Origin of the sequence: Chitinophaga solisilvae (assembly GCF_009928525.1) — a bacterium.
GTDB lineage: Bacteria > Bacteroidota > Bacteroidia > Chitinophagales > Chitinophagaceae > Chitinophaga > Chitinophaga solisilvae.
On the sequence record NZ_JAABOK010000008.1, the window covers coordinates 1 to 21,124 of the forward strand.

Genomic DNA, 21,124 nt, shown 5'->3' on the forward strand with positions numbered 1-21,124 from the left:
GATTTTGGAATTTTGAGATTTTATAAATGCAGCGAAGATCTTTGCTTGTTTCTTCGCTGCATTTATAAAATCTCAAAATTCCAAAATCCGTAAATCCCTAAATCTCCAATGAAATCTCAAATAACCAAATAATCAAATAACCAAATATTACTGCGCTCTGTTTCTCTCGTCTTCGTTGCCGAAGTCTCTTTGTTTGGGTTTAAGGTTGGCTTTACCCAGTTTGTAGCTGATGGAGATACGGCCGCCGCGGGTGTCGCCGTAGGAGCGTATGGTGTTTTTGATGCCGTTGGAGTAATAGGTGATGAGGGGGCGTTGCGCGTTCAGCAAATCTTCTCCGGTAACGGTAAGTGTCAGTTTCTTATTCATCAGCTGGAATTTCATGGAAACATCCAGGATATGTAAGGTGGAAATATGGAAGAACTGATAACGGCCCGGAAGCTGCAACGCATAATTAATACCCAGGAACAGAGATTTAGTTTTGTTTAAGGTGAAATCATTATTCGTATATATATAGCCGTTATATCCATCGACTGATTGTACAAAGCTGGTTTTGGAGGTAACACGCTGGTAGTTGGCATTGAATCCTGTGAGGCTGTTCCACCAGGACCAGTGGTTCATATTATAGGACGTGGAGAACCCCAGCTGGCAGGTATTGCCGTAGTTCACCGGTGTTTGCCGGGTGATGTTGGTAGCATCATCCACAATGGATAATTGTTGTCCGAAATCGGTAACGCGGGAATAATAAACCGAATTTACCCAATGCTGCTTCCGGATGTAGGTGAATTCCAGGTTATCTATATAGGAAGGTTTTAAAAACGGATTGCCTTCTGAATAGAAATACGGGCTGGTTCTCACCACAAACGGGTTCAGGTATTCAAAATCCGGTCTGCGTATTCTGCGGCTGTAATTGAGTGAGAAGGAATTATTATCGCCCGGCTGGTAAGTGATATAGGCCGTCGGGAACAGCTTGATGTAGCTGTTGTTGTTCGTCTGGTCCAGGTTCCGGGAATAACCGGTAGTCTGCGTGGCTTCCATACGCAGCCCTGCCTGCGTTTCCCATTTGTCGGAGAGTTTTTTTGAAGCAGAGAAATACAGTGCCTCATTGTATTCCCGGTAGATGAAAACATTGGACTGGCCGGTGTTCAGCACCGGAATGCCCGTATGATGATCGTATACTACCAGATCATTGTTGGTGTTGGTATAGGAGAACCTGCCGCCCAGGCTGAGATTAGCCCATTTGAAAGGCAGTGATACATCTGCCTTGCCGGCATAGTTATTTACTTCGTTGATATTGGTATTCACTGAGGAAAAGAAAGTACCGGGAACAGGGCTGTGGTGAGGATCCAGCTCATTTCCGGAAAAGGAGCGGTAATCTTCTTTACGGTAGTTGAAATAATCGAAATCTACGGTAATACTTTTTCCCAGGGAGTCCAGCGTAAATGCGTGATACCAGTTAAGGGCGTTCATTCCCGGCTTGTTGCGGGCATTTACATCTGAGGCTACAAAACCGTTTACGGCGCCGGACGTGTTGCTGAAACGGGTGGTGAGCGGATGATTATCGGAAGTCCGGTCCGTAAAACTGCCCAGGTATTTAATACCTGTTGTCCATTTACCGGTTACCTTATAATCTATTCCCAGACCAGCACTCAGCAGCCCGCTGCGGGATTTGTTGCGCACATCTTCTGTCCACAGCTCATTGGTATAAAATATCCGGTCGGCGCTGGTAGTGGCCAGCTGCTGCGTTCCTTTGCTTAAAGACGCCTGCAGGGTGAGCCTATTACGGTTGTAGTTGAACAGGCCGTTCAGGTTGCCGCCACTATACGTTTTCTGCGTGTAGGAGGCGCCGATATTGGCATCCCAGGAGTTGGCCCTTGCCCGCTTCAGCTTAATATTAATCAATCCGCTGTTGCCTTCGGCCTCGTATTGAGCCGGTGGCGTAGTAATCACCTCTATGCTTTTAATATTATCTGCCGGTATGGATTTCAGGAAACCGGTCAGGTCTTCCTGCGACATCCTTTGCAGGCGGTCGTCTATCATCACCAGCACCTCTCCTTTGCCCACAATGGAGATATTGTCATTCTGCACCCTTACGCCCGGCGTGGCTTTCAGGGCATCCACAGCGGTACCTCCTGAAGGCATAATGGCATTGCCAACATTAAAGACCAGCCGGTCTACCTTTTGCTCCACCAGCTTTTTCCGGGAACTGACAGTGATGCCCTGCAGTTCCGTGCCTTCCTCGATGGCAATCACTCCCAGGTCTATATCCTTGTCCAGCACAATTTCCCGGCTCAGGTAATCCTTCCCGAACTGTCTGATGATCAGGCGGTAGCTATTTTTATCCGCTTTCAGCACAAAACGCCCCAGGCTGTCAGTGATGGCCTGCGCCAGTACCGGAGCCTGCCTGGATAGGGTAACGTATAAAAATTCGACGGGGGTATTGTGCTGATTGACAACTTTCCCGCTGACAGAAAATTGCTGGCTGAAGGCATAGGAATAATGTAAAAATGCTACCAGTAAAAAGATCATCTGTTTCATGCTTGCTGAATTAAGTACGGCACAAAAGTCTATGGAATAGAGGCCGGAAACTATTTTTATCGACAAACCCCTCCGGTTGATCTACAAACCCGGTTTCATTTCTTTCTGAGAATAAATACTTTTGTAAAAAATAAGCGAATGCAATACACGGGGACATTGTCAAGGAAGGCCGAACTGCTGATACATGGTATCTTCTGGATACTTACCGGCTATTTTACGTTTGTCAAAAACCCTTTCTATGCACAATTATACATACCCGACCTGTTTTACCTTACCTATCTGGTTGTATTTATCTGCACCTTTTACTTTCACTATTTTATTGTGATGAAACAGGTTTTTAAATCCTTCCGGTGGAGCAAAATGCTGGCCGGCCTGTTCATCTCTTACCTGTTTTTTACAGGATTGCGGTGGCTGACAGAACAGGTGATGACAGACATATTATTCAACCGGCAGAATTATACGGACCCGACTTTCCTGAATTACATGTTCGACAATATGCACTACAGCAGCATGCCGATCATCTTCAGTTCGTTTCTATGGCTGGGCATTTACTTCATTCGTCTTTCAGCGCATAACAAAGCCATCCTGGAAGAAAGCAAAAACATGGAGATTAAATTCCTGAAGGCACAGATCAATCCGCATTTCGTATTCAATACCCTGAACAATATATATTCCATGGTTTATTTCCAGTCGGACAAATCCCTGACTGCCATTGAAAAACTGAGCCAGGTAATGCGGTTCACCACTTATGAATCCCAGAAAGAAAAGATTAATTTGCTGGATGAAATCAGTTATATCAAAGCATACATTGAACTGGAAGAGCTACGGCATCATGAAACCGGCTTTGTAAATTTTGTCAGCGATATCGAAAATGAATACATCGAGATTCCGCCTTATATGCTGTCACCGCTGGTGGAGAATGCTTTAAAACACGGAGCAGCGTCCGCTGAAAACCCGATAGAAATAAGCATTACAGCCAGCAAGGAAAAACTCATTTTCAAAACCGCCAACGAAATCGGCACTCAGAAAAAAGACAAGCTGGGAGGAATCGGGCTGGAAAATTTAAAAAAGCGGCTGGAAATTCATTACCCGGATGCACACCGGCTGGTATTAACGAATGATAAAAAAAGGTTTACCACCGAACTATTAATCACATTAAGATGAAGAAAATAAACTGTATCATACTGGATGACGAACCGTTTGCAGTAAAGCTGATTGCCGACTATGCCTCCAAAATCCCGCAGCTGCAGGTGCTTTACGCAGACAGTGACGTTTATAAAGCCATTGAAGTATTAAACAGGGAACAGGTAGATCTCATCTTCCTGGATATACAGATGCCTCAGCTGACGGGTATTGAGCTGATGCAACTGTTTAACAGAAAACATAATTTCATTATTATTTCGGCTTATCCGCAATATGCGCTCGATGCATATCAGTTTCATGTGGTAGACTTCCTGTTAAAACCTGTTACCTTCAACCGGTTCTACCAGGCTATAGAAAAATATACCCGCTGGCAGCAAACATTTCAGCAAAATGACACCGACAATTTCCTGTTTGTAAAATCTGACCGTAAACATTATAAGATTGCACCTGATTCCATCCTGTATATTGAAGGGCTGAAAGATTATATCCGGATCCATACCGCCGATGAGAAAATCATGGTCTTGGAAAATATGAAAGATATACTGGAAAAGCTGCCTGGCAATCAGTTTGTGCGCATACACCGGTCTTATATTATTCCGCTGAACAAGATCAGGGTTATTGAAGGCAATCAGATTCAGATGAAGGATGGAACCTGTCTGCCTATCGGTGAAACGTACCGGAAACTGGTCAGTGAATGGATAGAGAAATAAGCGGGTTTTACTAGCGGAATGCTTTGAGCAGGTTATCCTTATATGCTGCAGATACTTCCACCTCCGTACCGTCGTTCAGGCTTACATAGCCGCCGGCGCCCTTGTGGTAGGACTGCACATACTGAATGTTAATGATGTGTGATTTATGCACCCGTACAAACGGATGGGGTAACATCTCAGAAAAATGCTTGAGGAAACGGCATACCATTTTTTTACTGCCGTTGACCAGGTAAACATCCGTAAAGTTCCCGTTTCCTTTCAGCCGTACAATTTCCTGCATCTTCACCACATCGAAACCATCGAGCGTGGGCAGGATGACCTGCTGCATACCGGGATTGCTTTCCCTGGCATTTTCCATAATAATACGGTTCCTGTTCAGCCAGTGTTTTTGCTGCAATTGTTGCTGTACCTTATTGACAGCCAATATCAGCTCTTCTATGCTGACGGGTTTCAGCAGGTAATAGGCGGCGCTCTGGTTCAACGCGCGCAACGAATACTCTGAGAAGGCCGTTACAAAAATAGTTTCGAACTGCAGATCCTGGCAGCCGTCCAGCACATCGAAGGCATTGCCAAAAGGCATTTCCACATCAAGAAACACCAGCTGCGGCTGCAGCTCATGCAGCAGCGCAATAGCTTCCCGGCTGTTCTGCGCCGTACCGGTAACCTCTATCTGCGGGCAAAACTTCGAGAGGTAATTCTGTAGGGCAGCCATCGCGGCGGCCTCATCTTCAACGATTACTGATGTAATTTTTCCTGTTAAAATCATGCTTGTCTGTTAACGGAAGTTGCAGCACCACCCGTGTTCCTGTTGCGCCATCCTTAGTTATTTCCTGCATCTCCAGCAGGATATGGAGATGGTATATGTCGTTCAGTAAATTAATACGCTCCCTGGTATTGGTAATACCTCTGGACTCATGTGCCTTCTGGTGAACGGTTTTTAACTCCCGGCTTCTGGTCAGTCCTATCCCGTCATCTTCAATTTCCACCAGGATATGCTGTTCCTGCAGGCGGAAGCTGACACGCAGCGTCCCTTTCGTATCCTTGTAGCGCAGCCCGTGCCACACCGCATTTTCCAGGTGCGGCTGTATCAGCATATTCGGGATCATCACACTATCCGGGTCCAGTGTATCATCTATGTCGAGCAGATACACAAACTTATCACTGAAGCGCAGTTGTTCCAGGTCCAGATATCTTCTCAGCTGTTCCGCTTCTACGGATAAAGAAACAAAGTCCCGGTTGGAATGCTCCATCACGTTGCGCATCAGGCCGGAGTAAGAAGTAAGATACCGGTTGGCGGCCACTTCGTTGTTCTCCGCAATGTACTGATTCACGCTGTTAAGGCTGTTGAAAATAAAGTGCGGATTCATTTCCCGACGCAGGGATTGCAGGGCGATTTTCTTATTCTTTATTTTGATGGCCCGCAGGGAACGGATGATGAAGAGCAGTAGTACCAGCATCGCCAGTACAGAGGCGATCAGGAAGTAGTTGAGTTTATTTTTGTTGCTGATAAGGGCCAGCTGCAAGGCTTTTTCTCTTTCCAGGTCTTTGATCTTTCCTTCTGTGATATCAAAGAGACTGGCATCCACCAGGGAGCTGTCTGTACGTATGAGCGAGTCCAGGTTCAGGAGAAAGTTGTCATACCGCGACAGTGCCATCGCATCTTTCCGTTGCTGTTTGTAGTGGCTGGTCAGCGCCATCAGGCAGTCCTTTGCCCTGGAGATGTTACCGCTTTTAAAGGCCAGCGTGTAGGCTTCTTCCAGCAGTTTACCGGTTTTATCCGTTTGCCGGCCGGCAGTGTACAGGCGTGCCAGGTCCCGGATCTGGCTGATCTGCAGGTCAGTATTATGCTCCTGTCTGGCTTTTTCCAGGATGGCTTCATTGCTGCGGATGGCTTCCGTTATTTTATTGTCTGCCACATAGGCTTTGGAGATTTCATTGCTGAGAGCAGCGATATCGCCGGAGTTATCACTTTTCTCAATAGCCTTTTTATAGCTGGCGATGGCCTCTTCTTTATTATTCTGCATCAGCAGGCTGTTGCCCAGCTGCCGGTACGCATCTGCTGCTTCCGCCTTTTTTCCTTCCTTTTCAAAAATCCGGATATTGGACTGTACAAAATTTGTTTGCAGACGTGGGTTGCCGGTATTCAGCAGCCGGTTGGCATCGTTGAAGTTAATCTGCTCCAGACTTTTATTGACGGACAGGTTGCCGGCCGACTGGTAATTACTGATAGCCGGCTCTATTTTGTGCTGCATTTCCTGCACCTTCGCGAGCATGCGGCTGGTGGATGCCGCATTTTCATGATTCAGCCGCGTATATATTTCCAGCGCTTTTTTCAGGTAATCTTCCGCTTTGGCATATTCGTTCTTATCCGTCAGCTCTTTCGCCAAAGCCTCGTAGTCGGTGGCTGTCTGCAGTTCATTATCATTAGTCTCCAGCGACTTTTTCAGGTTTTTGGCAGCCTTGAATACAGCCTTACTGCCAAACTTCTTACTGCTCACCGAATCCTGCGCAGCAACAGCGCCTCCTGCACACAAGAGGCTCAACAAGATAAGTATAAATAACCGGCAGCGTATCATGTGTATTGATTCTGCTGCAAAATAAGAATTTTCAGCACGGATAACCGGGTAATTCACCCAGTCAGCCACCCGTTTCACCAAGTGGCGGCTTTACGCTGCGGAAGACCTGCTATTTTCATGGCATCATCTTAATTCAAACATTATGAAAACAACGCTATTCGCCGGCATTGTACTGGTATCAGGTTTCCTGGCATGGAAATATGATCCGCTGCAGCCAGTTACTGAAAAAGTAAATCCCCCGGCTGTCCTGCATCCGGTTACCACCTCTCCTTCCGCCAAAGACAATACCCGTATACAGGTAGCTCTGTTGCTCGACACCTCCAACAGCATGGATGGCCTGATAGACCAGGCCAAGTCGAGATTATGGAATATCATCAATACCCTTACCACCCTGAAGTATCATGGCAAGACGCCCGCCATTGAAATTGCCCTGTATGAATATGGCAACAACGGCCTCTCTCCCGCCTCCGGCTTTATCAGGCAGGTAACGCCGCTTACCACCGACCTGGACCTGATCTCAGAAAAACTATTCTCCCTCCGCACCAATGGCGGAGAGGAATACTGCGGCGCCGTTATCAGCTCCGCGGTGAAATCACTGGAATGGGGACATGATGAAGCTGACATGAAACTCATTTACATTGCCGGCAACGAACCCTTTAACCAGGGCAGTGTATCATATACAACTGCCGCAGCAGAAGCGGTCGGCAAAAGCATCTTTATCAACACCATCTTCTGCGGTAATAAAAGAGAAGGCATTGCCACCAGGTGGAAAGACGGCGCTGATAAAGGGCTGGGGAAATTTTTCAATATTGATTCCGACCGGAAGGTAGACTTTATTGAAACGCCTTACGACAGCATCATCGCAGCGTATAATGAACGTATCAACGATACCTATATCGGCTACGGAGCTTATGGCGTATCAAAGAAAAACAACCAGGTATTACAGGATGCCAATGCCAAATCCATCTCCAAAGCCAACTCCGTAGAACGTTATATCAGTAAATCAAAGGAAGTCTATAAAAATGAAAGCTGGGACCTGGTTGAACGTAGTAAAAATGATCCTGCCATTCTGAAAACCATCAGTAAAAGTGATCTGCCAAAAGAATTGCAGGGCAAAACCACCGAGGAGCTGCACAAAGTAGTAATAGCGAAAAGCCGGGAGCGGGACAGCATCCAGCATACAATAGCCACTCTCGGTAAAAAGCGCCAGCAATACATCGATGCCGCCATGAAGCAAACCGGCAAACCCGATGATCTCGGCACCGCCATCAATATGTCCATTATACAGCTGGCAGCAACAAAGGGATACTCCGCAGAGAAGTAGGTTTATTTTGTTATTTTTTTATTTGAGATTTTGTGCCCAATCATGATCTGCTTTTGTACTTACAGGTACAAGGGAATACCATGATTGGGCACAAAATCTCAAATAAAAAAATAACAAAATAGACCTACTTTTGGTACTCACCACTCTTTACATATTATGGATAATACAAGAATTTACAAGATGTCCTTTGCAGGTGTTTATCCGCATTACGTACAGAAAGCGGAGAAAAAAGGGCGGACAAAAGCAGAAGTCGATACCGTTATTTCGTGGTTGACAGGATATGACCAGCAGGCGCTGCAACAGCAGATAGATAACAAAAGTAATTTTGAGACTTTCTTTGCACAGGCGCCGGCAATGAATCCCCATGCAGCGAAAATCACCGGTGTTATCTGCGGATACCGTGTGGAAGACATTGAAGACAAGCTCGTGCAGCAGGTACGGTGGTTAGACAAGCTGATAGATGAGCTGGCAAAGGGAAAAGCCATGGAGAAAATTCTGCGCAAATAAGATCAGGCATCCAGCCATACCTCTGCCCGCTGCATACACTACTTAATCGTCAAAACCACACTTAAAATATTTTTTGTAAATGCGGAATAATTTCCCGAAGTTCGTTTACCGGTTGAGTATATTAATGGCTTCCAAAAAAAATCATTCAGTTAGCTTTTACTCAATTGCACAACGATCAGTTTTTGATTTTCATTCCTGACCATACAGCTTACTTTATATCCTATCGAAACCAAGGCTATTCCCCGACAGCAACGTTTAATGAAAATCACGACTTCTCCTATTCACCTTATCTGTGAAAACTGATGCGCTGAAGATCCTGACCAGATCATTCCGGCTTCAGCAATGATACTCAAATAACCAGTAGTGACCGGCCTTCCGCACTATCAGCTTAATGATCCTATGTAACTGCTTCCGGCAGCATGGAATATCATGTACCCTCAAAATTATCCTTATGGCAATTACCGCAACATTGGCCCCCAAATACAATCCGCTGGGAGCTATCTATGAAAAGTACCGTCCGCTGCGGGACCCATCCCTCGCCATTACAACAGATGAAGCCACCAAAAACATCATCCGGGATATTGCGCGCAATCGCGTACTGGTGCTGTCAAATGCTGCCAGAAATATTTACTTCATGCGGTTCTGGGGCAATAATATTAACGGCATCCACGACCTGGAAAGTGCCAACGGCCGCAAACCGCCCCTGGCAGTTATTTCATCAGGAAGAAGCTATTGGATCAAGACGATGTTTGAGGTCGGAAAAAGCCTTATACCAGCAAGATACCAGCACTTCAAAGGCATAGACGACATTGCACCTTTCAGGAACGGCGATAAAATACCCCTCTATTTTCCCTACAGGTTTTCTGCTGCCGATTATGGCTACAGGAGTGTATACATCTTTGTTCAGCAGGAGGAATATGAAATCTATGCGAGGGACCTGGCAGGTACCGGCATAACAGTTATCGGGTATGAAGTAGGTATGCAGCATCAGCATATGCTGGGATTCGGCGCTTCCCGTTATGCGGCTGCCAAGTTTTTCAGTCATATCGATATTCCTAAAGTATGGTTCATCGATGACAACGTACTGTATATACAACGGCTCAGCGGATTTGATGTGTTTGAAAAGCGTATGACGCCGGATATATGGGCGCTGGGAGGAAAAGGTTTGCAGGCTTACCTCGACGATGATCAAATCAAAAGCATTAAACGGCTGAAACCTATTGACGACGGTGAAAGAATGGGTATCCCCCTGTTTCTGCAACAGGCAGTGCTATGGGATGTAAAGCAACTGACAAAGGATAATAATCAGGGAGCCGGTTTTAATTACAGCCCCTATTTTATTGCTTCCGGCGAAGATGTCAGTATCACCTATTTTCTGGGACAGAACAGGTGCAAGTACTTCAACAGATGCGAAGTCCTCAAAGGCAGTCCAACGATACATACGGCAAAAACCCTGGCTGAAAGTAATGCCACCACCTCTATAGAAGCGGAAAAAAATACAATACGCCAGCTGGTAAGAACCGTGCCCTCCATCATCATTAACAACAACGCCGATCTGTGGACATTCCTCTCGGCGTCTCCCGAATTCGGAAGGAAGGAGCGCCCGGAAATAACCTTTATGAAAGCCGGCGAACAACTCCTGATGAAATGGATGTACATCGAAAATCAAAGCTGGAACTGGAATATAGATAAACTGGCTGACAGGCTCTTAAATCCGATGTTCAATTTCACGGAAGTCATGTACAATGACGAACTGGCGCTGCAAAACAAGCAGATCGAATATGATATTATGCTTATTGATACCAATCCCCCTGCCGCAGTATAATCAGCAGATGGCGCTATTCTTCCCTCCCTCAAAATAACCGACAATGGACATCTCAGCATTGATTGCGAAACTCAGGTCTGATGCCGCTGCCAATCGACAGGTGATATTGAATACCAGTTACCTCAGCACCGCACAGGTAACAAAAATGCAGGGTGCCGTGGGCCTGAAAGCCACGCAGTATGTAACAATCAGTCACCTTACTGCCGGCGATATACCTGATGCCAATGGTAATTCCGTTACCATTACTGCCGGGCAGACAGACCTGCTGAATCAGACATCTCTCGCTGTAAAAGCACTCATTTTCACCGTGGTGGATGCAGAAACAACCGATGTTATACTTCACCTGACCTTACCTGTTTCCTGGACCTGGATCAATTCCTTTCCTGTACTTACGCTGCCACCGTTCTCCCTGCTACCGGTATCAGAGAGCTGTTTCATTTACAGTACCGCGCCACAGCCCTCCTACCAGGTGACAGCAAACGAGCAGATAGCGCTTGTATCCGGACTTAATTTCTCTGGCCTGACAAATGTCGGCAAGATTCCGAAACTACCGGTCATACTGGCTTCCCAGCTGCCATCCGGTAATATCAGGATAAGCGGCAGCATAGACCTGACCGGTAATTATGCCTATCCGGTCATCACGTTGCTCGCACCTCTTGCCGATCATATCTCCTTTACAGACAAATTCAACCTGGGCAGTCTTCAGCTGAAAGCAGAGATCACAGCTCCTGTTGCATCTGTTCAGCGGATAAATACAGGATTGCTCGCTGCCGATACGATGTTTGATCTGCTGTTTGTACTGGAGAATACTTCTTTCCTTACAGTAGTTGTCACTTGCCAGCCGCAGTCGACCTATGCACAAATGACACTGAGTCAGCTCAGCTCCTGCAGTCTGGCTCAGGCGCTGATCGCCGGGCCTTCCTGGCACTTTGAAAATTTTGTTCCTGCTGTACTCAGCACCATGTTTAAAAGCATTTCCTTTGAAGCCGGCCTCACGCTTACCTTCTCCGGCGGCTTCAAGGTCAGGGACATACAATTCCTGGTATATTCACCGCCGGCCATCACGTTCAACCTCGGATTATTTACACTTTCCGCATTCCGGTTGAAATTCCATCTGACCGACCCCGGCGGCAATGCAGCCGCTTTTGTACATATGCAGATAGCCGCAAAAATTCCGCTGCAGACTTTCAAAAGCAACTTCACCGGCATCATCAACATCGTCAGCGCTACCAGTAACACAGATACTAACAGCACCTGGAGCATTGACTCCATCACCGCCGGCTACCCGGATTATATCTCCTTTAATGAACTGATTCATGAACTGGATACCAACATCACCATCTCACAGGAACTGATGGACCTTACCTTCTATGATTTCTCCCTGCAGGTACATCCAGATGGAAACTCGTATTCCTGCGCCTGTTACGGAGATCTGGACATGCATCTCTTTGATGCAAAAATCAACACACAATTCGGTCTGGTAATCAGTCATGAAAACACAAAGACGACCTATACCTTCAACGCACATACGATTATCGGCAATTCCTCCCTCGACATGGATATTCAACTCGGGGGCAACGATCTTATATTCACCGCCTCCGCACAGGATATACCGCTGACAGAACTGCTGGTAAGTATTTTCTCCGATATTAATATTGACCTGACCGTATTGCCGGACATCACGCTGTCGCAGATTACCGTCAGCTACAATACCCCCAAGGTTGGAACACTCAGTATAGACGGTACACTCGATTACAACGGTACTGCCGGTGTCTTCCACCTCGTTGGCCAGAAAACGGGCAACACGTGGCAGTTTATTGCGATGGCCGGATTTGAGCTTCATCCTGCCTTTGATGCAGGCGCACATATTCCGCTGGTTGGCGGCGAGCTGACAGGATATCTGACCTTGAAAAAAGGATACCTGATTATTACTTCCAGCTCTCCGCAGAACGTTCCTATGCAAAATATTCCTCCTGATATCTCCCCCGGTATTTCTTTCTATTTTGATGTTGAACTCATGGGAGATGATACCCCTGTTACCCTTCCGATACTGGCCTATTCCACAGAATTCAAAGCCATCGTCAACAGCTATTATCTTATCAGCCATGACACTGCCCTTAATTCCGGAAATACAGCCCATACCATTGCTATCGGCAAAAACCTGGGACCATTGTTTGTTGACTCCATTGCACTGAGTTATCACAATCAGCAGATTTACTGCGCTATCAATGCCACGATGACCATCGGTCCTTTCAATGCATCGCTGGACGGATTAGCGATCGGCACTTCCATTGATGCGTTCAGTCCGTCGTTCAGCCTGAATGGTATCGGCTTCGATTTTACCTCTGCCGCCTTTACCATCAGCGGTGCATTGATCCGTATTCCGGATAGTCAGCTGGATTCCGGCGTCGCGCTTCAGTTTGACGGCGCGCTGATTATCAGGATACAGCAACTGGGTCTTTCCGCGCTGGGTTCCTATGCGCAGATGACAGACAGTACCGACTCTTTTTTCATATTTCTGAATGCCAACTTTCCTCCCGGAGGCCCGCCTTTCTTTATGATCTCCGGGCTGATGGGAGGTTTCGGATATAACCGGGCGCTTACCCTTCCTACTTTCAGCCAGCTGCAGAACTTCCCGCTGCTGGCCCTGGATGCGCCGGCATCCGGCAGTCAGAAAGACATTGCCATGAATACGCTGGCCATGCTGGAAGGACAGACGCCGGGGCCCGGCAATATTACCACACAGTGGGTTAGTCCGCATACCGGCGACTACTGGGTGGCAGCAGGTATGGCATTCAATTCCTTTGAGATCATCAACGGAGAAGTGCTGCTGACGGCCGAACTGGGCAGGGATATGCAGTTCGCGCTGCTCGGGCTGGCCTGGCTGTCGTTACCACAGAACGCCATTGATAGCCACCGGCTGGTGTTTGTGGAACTACAGATGGAAGCAGTGCTGCAGCCGCAGGAAGGCTTTCTCGGAATAGCTGCGGGCCTTACCAGCAATTCATTTGTGTTAACAAAAGATTGCCATCTTACCGGCGGCTTTGCCTTTTATCTCTGGTTCGGCGATAACCCGCATGCAGGCCAGTTTGTTGTGACGGCAGGCGGTTATCATCCTGCATTCAATGCACCTGTTTATTATCCGGAGGTAGCCCGGCTGGGATTTAACTGGCAGGTATCCGGCGACGTATCTATCAAAGGCGGCTCCTATTTTGCTTTTACGCCATCCTGTGCTATGGCCGGCGGACGCCTGCAAATACAGTTCCAGTCCGGCCCGTTGAAAGCCTGGTTGGACGCAGGCGCCGATTTCCTCGTCACCTGGCATCCGCTCACCTTTGTGGCCGGTATATGGGTGGAAATCGGCGTGTCGCTTACGGTCAAGGTCTGGTTTATCCATAAAACACTCAGCGCCAGTATAGGCGCATCACTGGATTTGTGGGGGCCACCCATCGGTGGTATCGTGCGGATACATGTTGTCTTCGTCACATTTAAAATCCACTTCGGCTCCGACAGCGCAGAGAACAGGAATACAGACGTGCTGGCATGGACTGAATTTAAACAGCTGCTGCCTGCGCCGGCCGACAGATCCGCGATCATCGCCAACAACGGGCTGTCCGCCACACTGGAAAAAGATACCGTCACCGGTCAGATTATCTATAACGGAGATACTACCGGTAACCCCACTACGAAAGTATGGTTCCTGCGGGCGGGACGGCTGCAATTCACTACCAAAAGCATGATCCCTGCCACCATGCTCACTTATGGCAACAATAGTGACCAGCAGGTAAATGGTGCGCAGTATATCTGCATACGCCCCATGAATATTACCACAGCTACCGCCGTTCACAATCTGAGTATCACGAAAGATAATGCCGGCGGAGATCCTATCCCGGTTGACGGATGGACTTTCACCGCCAGCTATGGCAATGTAGCGGCCTCGCTGTGGGGACAACCACTCACCGATAACGGGCAATTTGTTCAGGCGCCTTCCACTCCTTCTGCAGATACCGTAGACCAGCAACTCACGGGCTATACCGTGAAAGGCCCTTCACCCAAGCCCGGCAGCACTTTCGGTATTGTGGAAATGCGGCTGCTGCTGAACGAATACATCCGGCAGGATAGTCCGCAAAATCCGTTAAGCACCAGTCATCCTTACGCTAACGACTATACGCCGTATGCAGACAGCAATACCCTGACAGACATCGGCACTATCGGCACAGGACTGGCAGCCGCCCGTAACGCCGTGTTCACCGAATTGCAGCAGGATCAGCTCTATACCGGCAGCAATGATAATATGCTGCAGATGGGCGCTACTGCAAACAGTTTATTTGTTGACATCCCCATGGAACAATCCAGTTGATTATGAAACAGGTAAAAGATTTAAATGATGATATCCCGGTGGGGGACCTGAAGTTGTTTGACAACTACATTCCTGCCATGGAAGCCGGCAACTACTATATCACCGTCACACAGCCGCTGTATAACACCGGCAACCAGCTGGATACAGATGGCGTCAGCGCTGTACAGGAATTCATCGTCACCGCGCCTCAGTTTTTTATTGACAAAACGCAGGTCGTCAATATGTATCCTGTACCCGGCAGTGCCGGCCAGTACAATCAGGTGCTGCCCAATATTGTATTGAAAGATGCAGAGCTACCCTGGGAAAGGGCGTTGGGACAACCCGGCACTCCATGGGTAGCACTGATGGTATTCCAGGAAACAGAGCTGAATGACGGCGATAACGATGATGATAAATCCACCACTACCACCGTACAGGATTTTCTGAAAGGGCAGAGCGGCGTGCTGCAGCCGGCAATCAAGCGGGAAGATGATATTGACCCCGGCGGTAGTTGCAAAACAATCAGCATCTCCGTAGCTGTATTCCAGGCCAACGTACCCATGCTGGATGAACTGCCCTACCTGAGTCACATCCGCCGGATCAATACCGGCAACTGCGCCATCGGCGGCTTAAATGAACATGGCCTGTTCTCTGTAGTTGCCTGTAACCGTTTCTGTCTGGCGCCACCTGACGGGCAACCGGGACAGCTGAAAAATATTGTACACCTGGTATCCCTGGAAGGGATGGAAGACTACCTGCATACCGGCGCGGACCTGAGCAGCTACCAGAGCGTATCCCTGTTAAGCCTTGCCAGCTGGACCTTTCAGTCGCAGGCCGACAGCGGTTACAGCTTCCGTATGCTGGCGGAACAGCTGGTAGCATCCGAAACCGTCAGCAACTCCGTAGATCCGTCACTGTTATGGCTGCGGCTACCGGTGCCTGCCGATAATGGAACGGCTGCTAATGCAGCAGTACGCAAGCGTATCAGCGATGGATACATTCCCCTTCCCTGGCAGACGCGCAGCGGGGAAAGCACCTTCGCCTGGTACCGCGGACCGCTGTCGCCGTTGCTGCCCGCGCCATCTGCCTCTCACTACAATACAGCAGATGCCGCCCTGATATTTGACCAGGCCCACGGTATATTTGATGTGACCCTCGCAGCAGCCTGGGAAGCAGGCAGGGAGATAGCCCTGGCCGACGCCGATTTCATGAGTAAGGTCAAAGCATTCCGGAAACAGTTGAACATGATGGCAGACAAACTGCTGCTCCGCTCCTCCTCCCCGCATTTTGAACAGCAGGACATGACAGCTGCTGATCCGTATGCTACTGTACAGGAACGGCTGCAAACACTGATTACACCACAACTGATACAGGCTATCGGCGATACGGCGCATCATACGCCAGGTACGCGTACAACGGTAGTAAGCAAAAAAGGAGTATTACCGGATCCGCAGCAGACGCTGATGACATTCCTGCAACGCAGCGACGTGCAGGAACGGCTGCAGGCAATTGCGGCAGATATTTCCGATGAATTATCTGACTGGATCGCCCGGTTCAAACTACTCTATCCTATCCCCTTCCGGAAGCTGGTGGCTGACCAGCGCATGCTTCCCAACGAATCACTGCGCTTCTTCTATCTGGATATGAACTGGCTGAACGCCGCCATCGACGGCGCTATGAGCTTTGGCATCGACAGCACTAAAGCAAAGACACTGCACGACATTGTGATGCCGGTTATCCGGGATGCAGCGCGGCAAAAAACCGGAATGATACGCCAGCAGATAACAGGCAGGCAGACAACCGCCACCACCCCGCCGGACGTGATGAGCGGGTTCCTGCTGAGGTCCGCCATGGTAAAGGCATGGTCCACACTCACCATCCGCGCTAAAGATGCCACAGATAATACGCTCACTATTATCCGGACAGATCATCTTGCACCCAATCTGCTACTGTGCATCTTCAGCGGCGTACCTGACAACGTGACCTTCAGCGAGCCGCAGGAGAGCCTCTGCTTCGGCGTGGATGACGAAGGGAAAGCCGTCATCAGAAATGTGGTGACCGGCAGCAACGCCCTGGGCAAGCAAATGGGATCAGTAGCGGTACGCGACCTGACCGGGAACCAACAGCTTTGCATGCGCGCCGCCGGCAGTCACGTACTTAACATTTCCCCGGACAGTACTAACGGTCTAGTACAAACGATACAGCGCGCCATGACGCAAGACAATACACCTCCGCCGGGGGGCAAACTAAGCGCCGGCACACTGGCCCTGCAGCTGATAAAATCCACCGAAGCCGTATCATTCAAAAGTCAGTCTTAAAAAATTACTTCCGCATGAATACCCCTGTTATAGTACCCATGGAACTGGATGTGCTGCTCGCCAACGGCGCGCTTACCAACCGGGATCAGTTCAGGCTGTGGCGATACAGCTACCCGTCAATGAGCTTTCTAAACTGGGCGTTCCCCGAACCCGACGGCTTCGACGGAAATATAGACCTGCCGGGTACCGGTGCATACCTGCACTGGACATTACCCCGCTCCCTGCGCGTGGGCCAGGCCGGCAGTACCAGCGACTTCCCGCTGATTCCCAACCGCTGGCTTATCGTACGCATATACCGGGATACCAATGGGAAGAATGTACAACGTTCATGGATACTCGAAGCAGATTGTCCCAACCAGGTATCCGGCGATCCCAACGCCTGCTATTTCATCGTAAGCGATGAGGTGAAAAATAACTGGACTGCCAGCAGCGACCCTAACCGCAACAGTGTAAGACCCACTCCCTTCGACATTCCCGATAATTCCGGTACCAATTCCTACTACATCAACATGGGACGGGCTTTTGATATGCCCTCCTGGCAGGAAGCGGACCCGCAGCTGATGTTTATTACCTCTCTGGGCCCCGGCAATACGGACTTCAGCGGATATATACAATTCAATACCGGCGTATTATCCTTCTACGATAACCTTACTGACGTACCGGATACCACTGCCCTCAGTTATATGGTGACAGGCTGGTATGCCAACAGCAACAACGATATTCTGGTCACGGGCAGCTCTGGTTTCACCGGCGAAGCCACGGCAGATGAAGTGCTGGCAGCATTGAACTGGCAGGTGGCGCAGGAACAGAGCGCCGGCAGCAGTAACATCACCCTGTACAGCGGCAGATCATTCAATCTGCCCTGGGATAAAAATGCCAGCCAGCCCCCGGCTAATGATGAACTGGAAAACATACGCAGTACCCTGGATGTATCTGTCTGCGTAGCCAACACCGGCCTCGAAGCCTTCAGCACGCTCGTCGCCACACACCTCGAACATATGCCCGGCTATACGGACCCACAGCAAACCATTGAACTGCTGCGCGCCTTCCAGTTCGATATGTTACCGGAACTCAACAACATAAATGGCAGGCAGCTGGTCGATGAAAAAATACAACAGGCCTGGTTCAATGCATCATTTGGCGGCAACCGCTGGCAGATTGTGCCTGACAGCCAGCATCAGCAGGCATCCGGCGACAGCATCAGTGCAGCAGATGCCGCCTGGCTGCAACAGCTGAATACAGCCCAGCAGTCGCTCGACGATGCACTGACCCTGCTCTTCAGTCTGCAGTGGGATCTCAACGCTATCTGGTGGAAATATCATTACCTCCATGCACCGTTGAACCATCAGGAATCGGAGCGGATCGGTATTACAGCAGACCAGCTGGCAGCTTTGCTGGATCCGGATAATACGGGCAGCACACTGGGGAAAGTACTGGCGCAGCTGAAGATCGTGAATGACCTGCTCCCCCAGGTGCCGCAGCCACAGCCAGGTATAGCCAATGCGCAGCAGGCGCTGCAGGCAGGCATCAACGCATTTGCCCAAAGCAAACATATCTCGCAGGGATATGTGCTGAAAGCAGTAGCCCAGCCCCGCTACTGGCTGCCCGATAATCCCAGTCTGCTCATTTCCGGTATATCGCCCGATCCGCTGGTGAACCCGGATACCGCTCTGGAAGTAAGGCTTCCCTCCCAGCTGATAAAATCCTTTACAGTAGCAAGTCAGCAGATAACGGCGGCGGCCCTCAGCAGCATGATACCTGCATTAGCCAACACCCAGGTATTACCTGTCAACGTACTGGACATCTATACGGAATTTTTTCTGCTGGATCCCGCCAACGCCGCACAGATAGCCACTATAACCGGGCTTTCACAAAGCGATGTGTACAATGTTATGAAAGCACATCAGACCACCGGCTATAATGATGGCATACTACCCGATGCAGATCTCAGCGAATGGCAGCAGAAATGGCAACCGGCTTTTATGGAGTGGGAACTGATGCATACCCCCGTTCCTTTTGCCTGGAAAATCAATCCGGAGGATCAGCAGAGTACCCCCAACTGGATCTTCAATGGTACAGACTATGAAATGATCAACAACCCGCAGGGAGTAACCGTAGTAACTTCTCCGTCAGATCTGGCAACACCTTATACCCTTTCCGGAAGGGCTTCTCTCAGTACCCACACACAGATGACTTTCGGTGCGCGCCTCAAGGCATTTGCACAACAATACGGCAACAGTAATCTGAGTGATCTGTGGAAACAGATCGACAATACAGACCACTGGCGTTTTCTTTCGCAGGAGCTGACAAATACCAACGATTATCTTACGCAACGCGACAGAAGACTTTACCGCAAGCCGGCCTTCGAATCGTTCTCCTATCAGAAGCAACAGCTGACGTATTCGAAGATCATCGGGTATGATGATGATACCAGTTTATATCCTTTCGATACTCCCTCTTTTGCGCAGGGGCTGGTCAACTCCATTCCTGCAATACGAAAGGGCGGTCCCAGCTACTATCCTTTTCATCAGATCAGGGGTGGTGAATTTTATCTGAGAAAGCTCACCATATATGATAAGTTCGGCCGCAGGCTGGACCTGGTAGTGCCTGACGGCGTATTAGGCGCCGCTAATTTCCCGCTGATGGTGGACGGCGCTTTCGGTGTAACCCATCAGTTATCCGCAGGTATTAAGGCGCCCTTCCAGGTACCGCCGCGCATACTGCAGCCGGCGAGGCTGAACATGTTACTTGCCGATTACCGCAACAAAACCAATATACTCGGCATCGCGGCAGGTGTGAATCCCGTGTGTGGCTGGGTGGTAGCCAATCATACCGACCATTCGCTCCTGCTGTTCTTCCCTGACGGCAGCAACGCCGGCGAGGTACTGGTGATGGCCGGTACCTCAGGCACGCATGTGCAGTGGACACCGCCGCCGCACAACAACGTGAATAATTTAGGAGATGTTACTTCCCGGTCGGTGCAGCTGGGTTCATTTGCTACTGCGCTGACAGCCAAATCGCCTGCTGCCTTCCAGGCTTTCCTGAAAGCCATTGACAGTACGCTCTGGACTGTAGATCCTTTAGGCAAGCGTACTAATCAGGACCTTTCCTTTTTCATCGGCCGGCCGCTGGCACTGGTAGCGCTTACCCTGCAACTGAAGCTGCACGGGCAGCCATTGCAGAGCCAGGACTGGCCTTCTCCGATGGCAGCCGCCAACAGCAACGCTCATGTTCCTGCCATCGGAGACTGCGTTTTTGATGTACGCTTCGGAGATCAGGCCTCCCGCGAAGATGGTGTGATAGGATATTTTGAAGAAGAAAATTATGACCTGTTCAACTGTGTGGTACAACCTGATGATTCCGGTAACTATCTGCAGCAGATAGGACCATTGAATACGGATAACGGCAATTATATCCGGCTTTCTTTCGGAGATAACAATCCTAAATATATCACCCTGCTGGCAGACCCACGGGCATCCATACACGCTTTTACCGGCATCCTGCCCATAAAGGAAGTGCAATTGCCGGAAGAATTTGTTGACAAGCCCTTATCCGCGCTGGACATCACTTTCAGGGCAGGTCCTGTCTTATCTGCCGTTCAGCCGTCAGACAGCGCCAACGGTGTCCCTGCTTATGCCAATGCCCTCACTTACCTGCCGGTGAGTGCCAGATTCGGCGCCTGGACCTGGTGGGAAAGTACAGTAGCCAATCCGGGTACGGCTTCCGCCAGTTTCTCCTGGCAAGGGTTCACGCTTACCAAAGCCACTACTACAGCAAATTTTGATCAATACCAGGCAAGCCTGCATGACGGTTACCTGCAATTCATCACCAATCAGCAACCTTAATA

The 21,124-nt window shown here is 49.2% G+C and carries 11 protein-coding genes; 8 read left to right on the forward strand and 3 right to left on the reverse strand.

Going from position 1 to position 21,124, the window contains the following annotated elements; translation table 11 throughout:
- Nucleotides 1–147: 147 nt before the first annotated feature.
- Nucleotides 148–2,535 (reverse strand): outer membrane beta-barrel family protein, encoded by a 2,388-nt coding sequence (locus GWG06_RS17475; protein WP_160714708.1) that lies wholly within the window; start codon nucleotides 2,533–2,535, stop codon nucleotides 148–150.
- 138 nt (nucleotides 2,536–2,673) lie between these two features.
- Here GWG06_RS17475 and GWG06_RS17480 point away from each other — a divergent pair, with 138 nt between their 5' ends.
- Nucleotides 2,674–3,699 carry a sensor histidine kinase gene (locus tag GWG06_RS17480; RefSeq protein ID WP_160714710.1) on the forward strand — a complete coding sequence of 342 codons (1,026 nt, stop codon included), beginning with the start codon at nucleotides 2,674–2,676 and terminating at the stop codon, nucleotides 3,697–3,699.
- Nucleotides 3,696–4,388 carry a LytR/AlgR family response regulator transcription factor gene (locus GWG06_RS17485; RefSeq protein ID WP_127034322.1) on the forward strand — a complete coding sequence of 231 codons (693 nt, stop codon included), beginning with the start codon at nucleotides 3,696–3,698 and terminating at the stop codon, nucleotides 4,386–4,388. The genes GWG06_RS17480 and GWG06_RS17485 overlap by 4 nt, the downstream gene beginning before the upstream one ends.
- Before the next feature lie 10 nt (nucleotides 4,389–4,398).
- Here the strand turns inward: GWG06_RS17485 and GWG06_RS17490 are convergent, their stop codons facing one another.
- Together GWG06_RS17490 and GWG06_RS17495 are read right to left on the reverse strand one after the other, a co-directional pair.
- Nucleotides 4,399–5,154: a LytR/AlgR family response regulator transcription factor gene (locus tag GWG06_RS17490; RefSeq protein WP_160714712.1), complete on the reverse strand. Its 756-nt coding sequence runs from the start codon at nucleotides 5,152–5,154 to the stop codon at nucleotides 4,399–4,401.
- Nucleotides 5,117–6,931 (reverse strand): tetratricopeptide repeat-containing sensor histidine kinase, encoded by a 1,815-nt coding sequence (locus GWG06_RS17495; protein WP_202183051.1) that lies wholly within the window; start codon nucleotides 6,929–6,931, stop codon nucleotides 5,117–5,119. The genes GWG06_RS17490 and GWG06_RS17495 overlap by 38 nt, the downstream gene beginning before the upstream one ends.
- A 175-nt stretch (nucleotides 6,932–7,106) precedes the next feature.
- On the opposite strand from GWG06_RS17495, the gene GWG06_RS17500 reads away from it, so the two are divergent.
- From GWG06_RS17500 to GWG06_RS17525, 6 genes are all read left to right on the forward strand, one after another.
- Nucleotides 7,107–8,288, forward strand: coding sequence for a vWA domain-containing protein (locus GWG06_RS17500; RefSeq protein WP_160714716.1), 1,182 nt, complete (start codon nucleotides 7,107–7,109; stop codon nucleotides 8,286–8,288).
- Between the two features lie 156 nt (nucleotides 8,289–8,444).
- Complete coding sequence (locus tag GWG06_RS17505; protein ID WP_160714718.1) at nucleotides 8,445–8,795, forward strand: DUF2200 domain-containing protein; 351 nt, start codon at nucleotides 8,445–8,447, stop codon at nucleotides 8,793–8,795.
- A 451-nt stretch (nucleotides 8,796–9,246) separates the two neighbouring features.
- Nucleotides 9,247–10,620, forward strand: coding sequence for a hypothetical protein (locus GWG06_RS17510; RefSeq protein WP_160714720.1), 1,374 nt, complete (start codon nucleotides 9,247–9,249; stop codon nucleotides 10,618–10,620).
- 43 nt (nucleotides 10,621–10,663) lie between these two features.
- On the forward strand, nucleotides 10,664–14,980 hold the full coding sequence (locus GWG06_RS17515; protein WP_160714722.1) for a DUF6603 domain-containing protein: 4,317 nt from the start codon (nucleotides 10,664–10,666) through the stop codon (nucleotides 14,978–14,980).
- A 2-nt stretch (nucleotides 14,981–14,982) separates the two neighbouring features.
- Nucleotides 14,983–17,277: a hypothetical protein gene (locus tag GWG06_RS17520; RefSeq protein ID WP_160714724.1), complete on the forward strand. Its 2,295-nt coding sequence runs from the start codon at nucleotides 14,983–14,985 to the stop codon at nucleotides 17,275–17,277.
- Between the two features lie 14 nt (nucleotides 17,278–17,291).
- The gene (locus GWG06_RS17525) at nucleotides 17,292–21,122 is read left to right on the forward strand and encodes a hypothetical protein (RefSeq protein ID WP_160714726.1); all 3,831 of its coding nucleotides are present in this window, start codon (nucleotides 17,292–17,294) and stop codon (nucleotides 21,120–21,122) included.
- Nucleotides 21,123–21,124 lie beyond the last annotated feature (2 nt).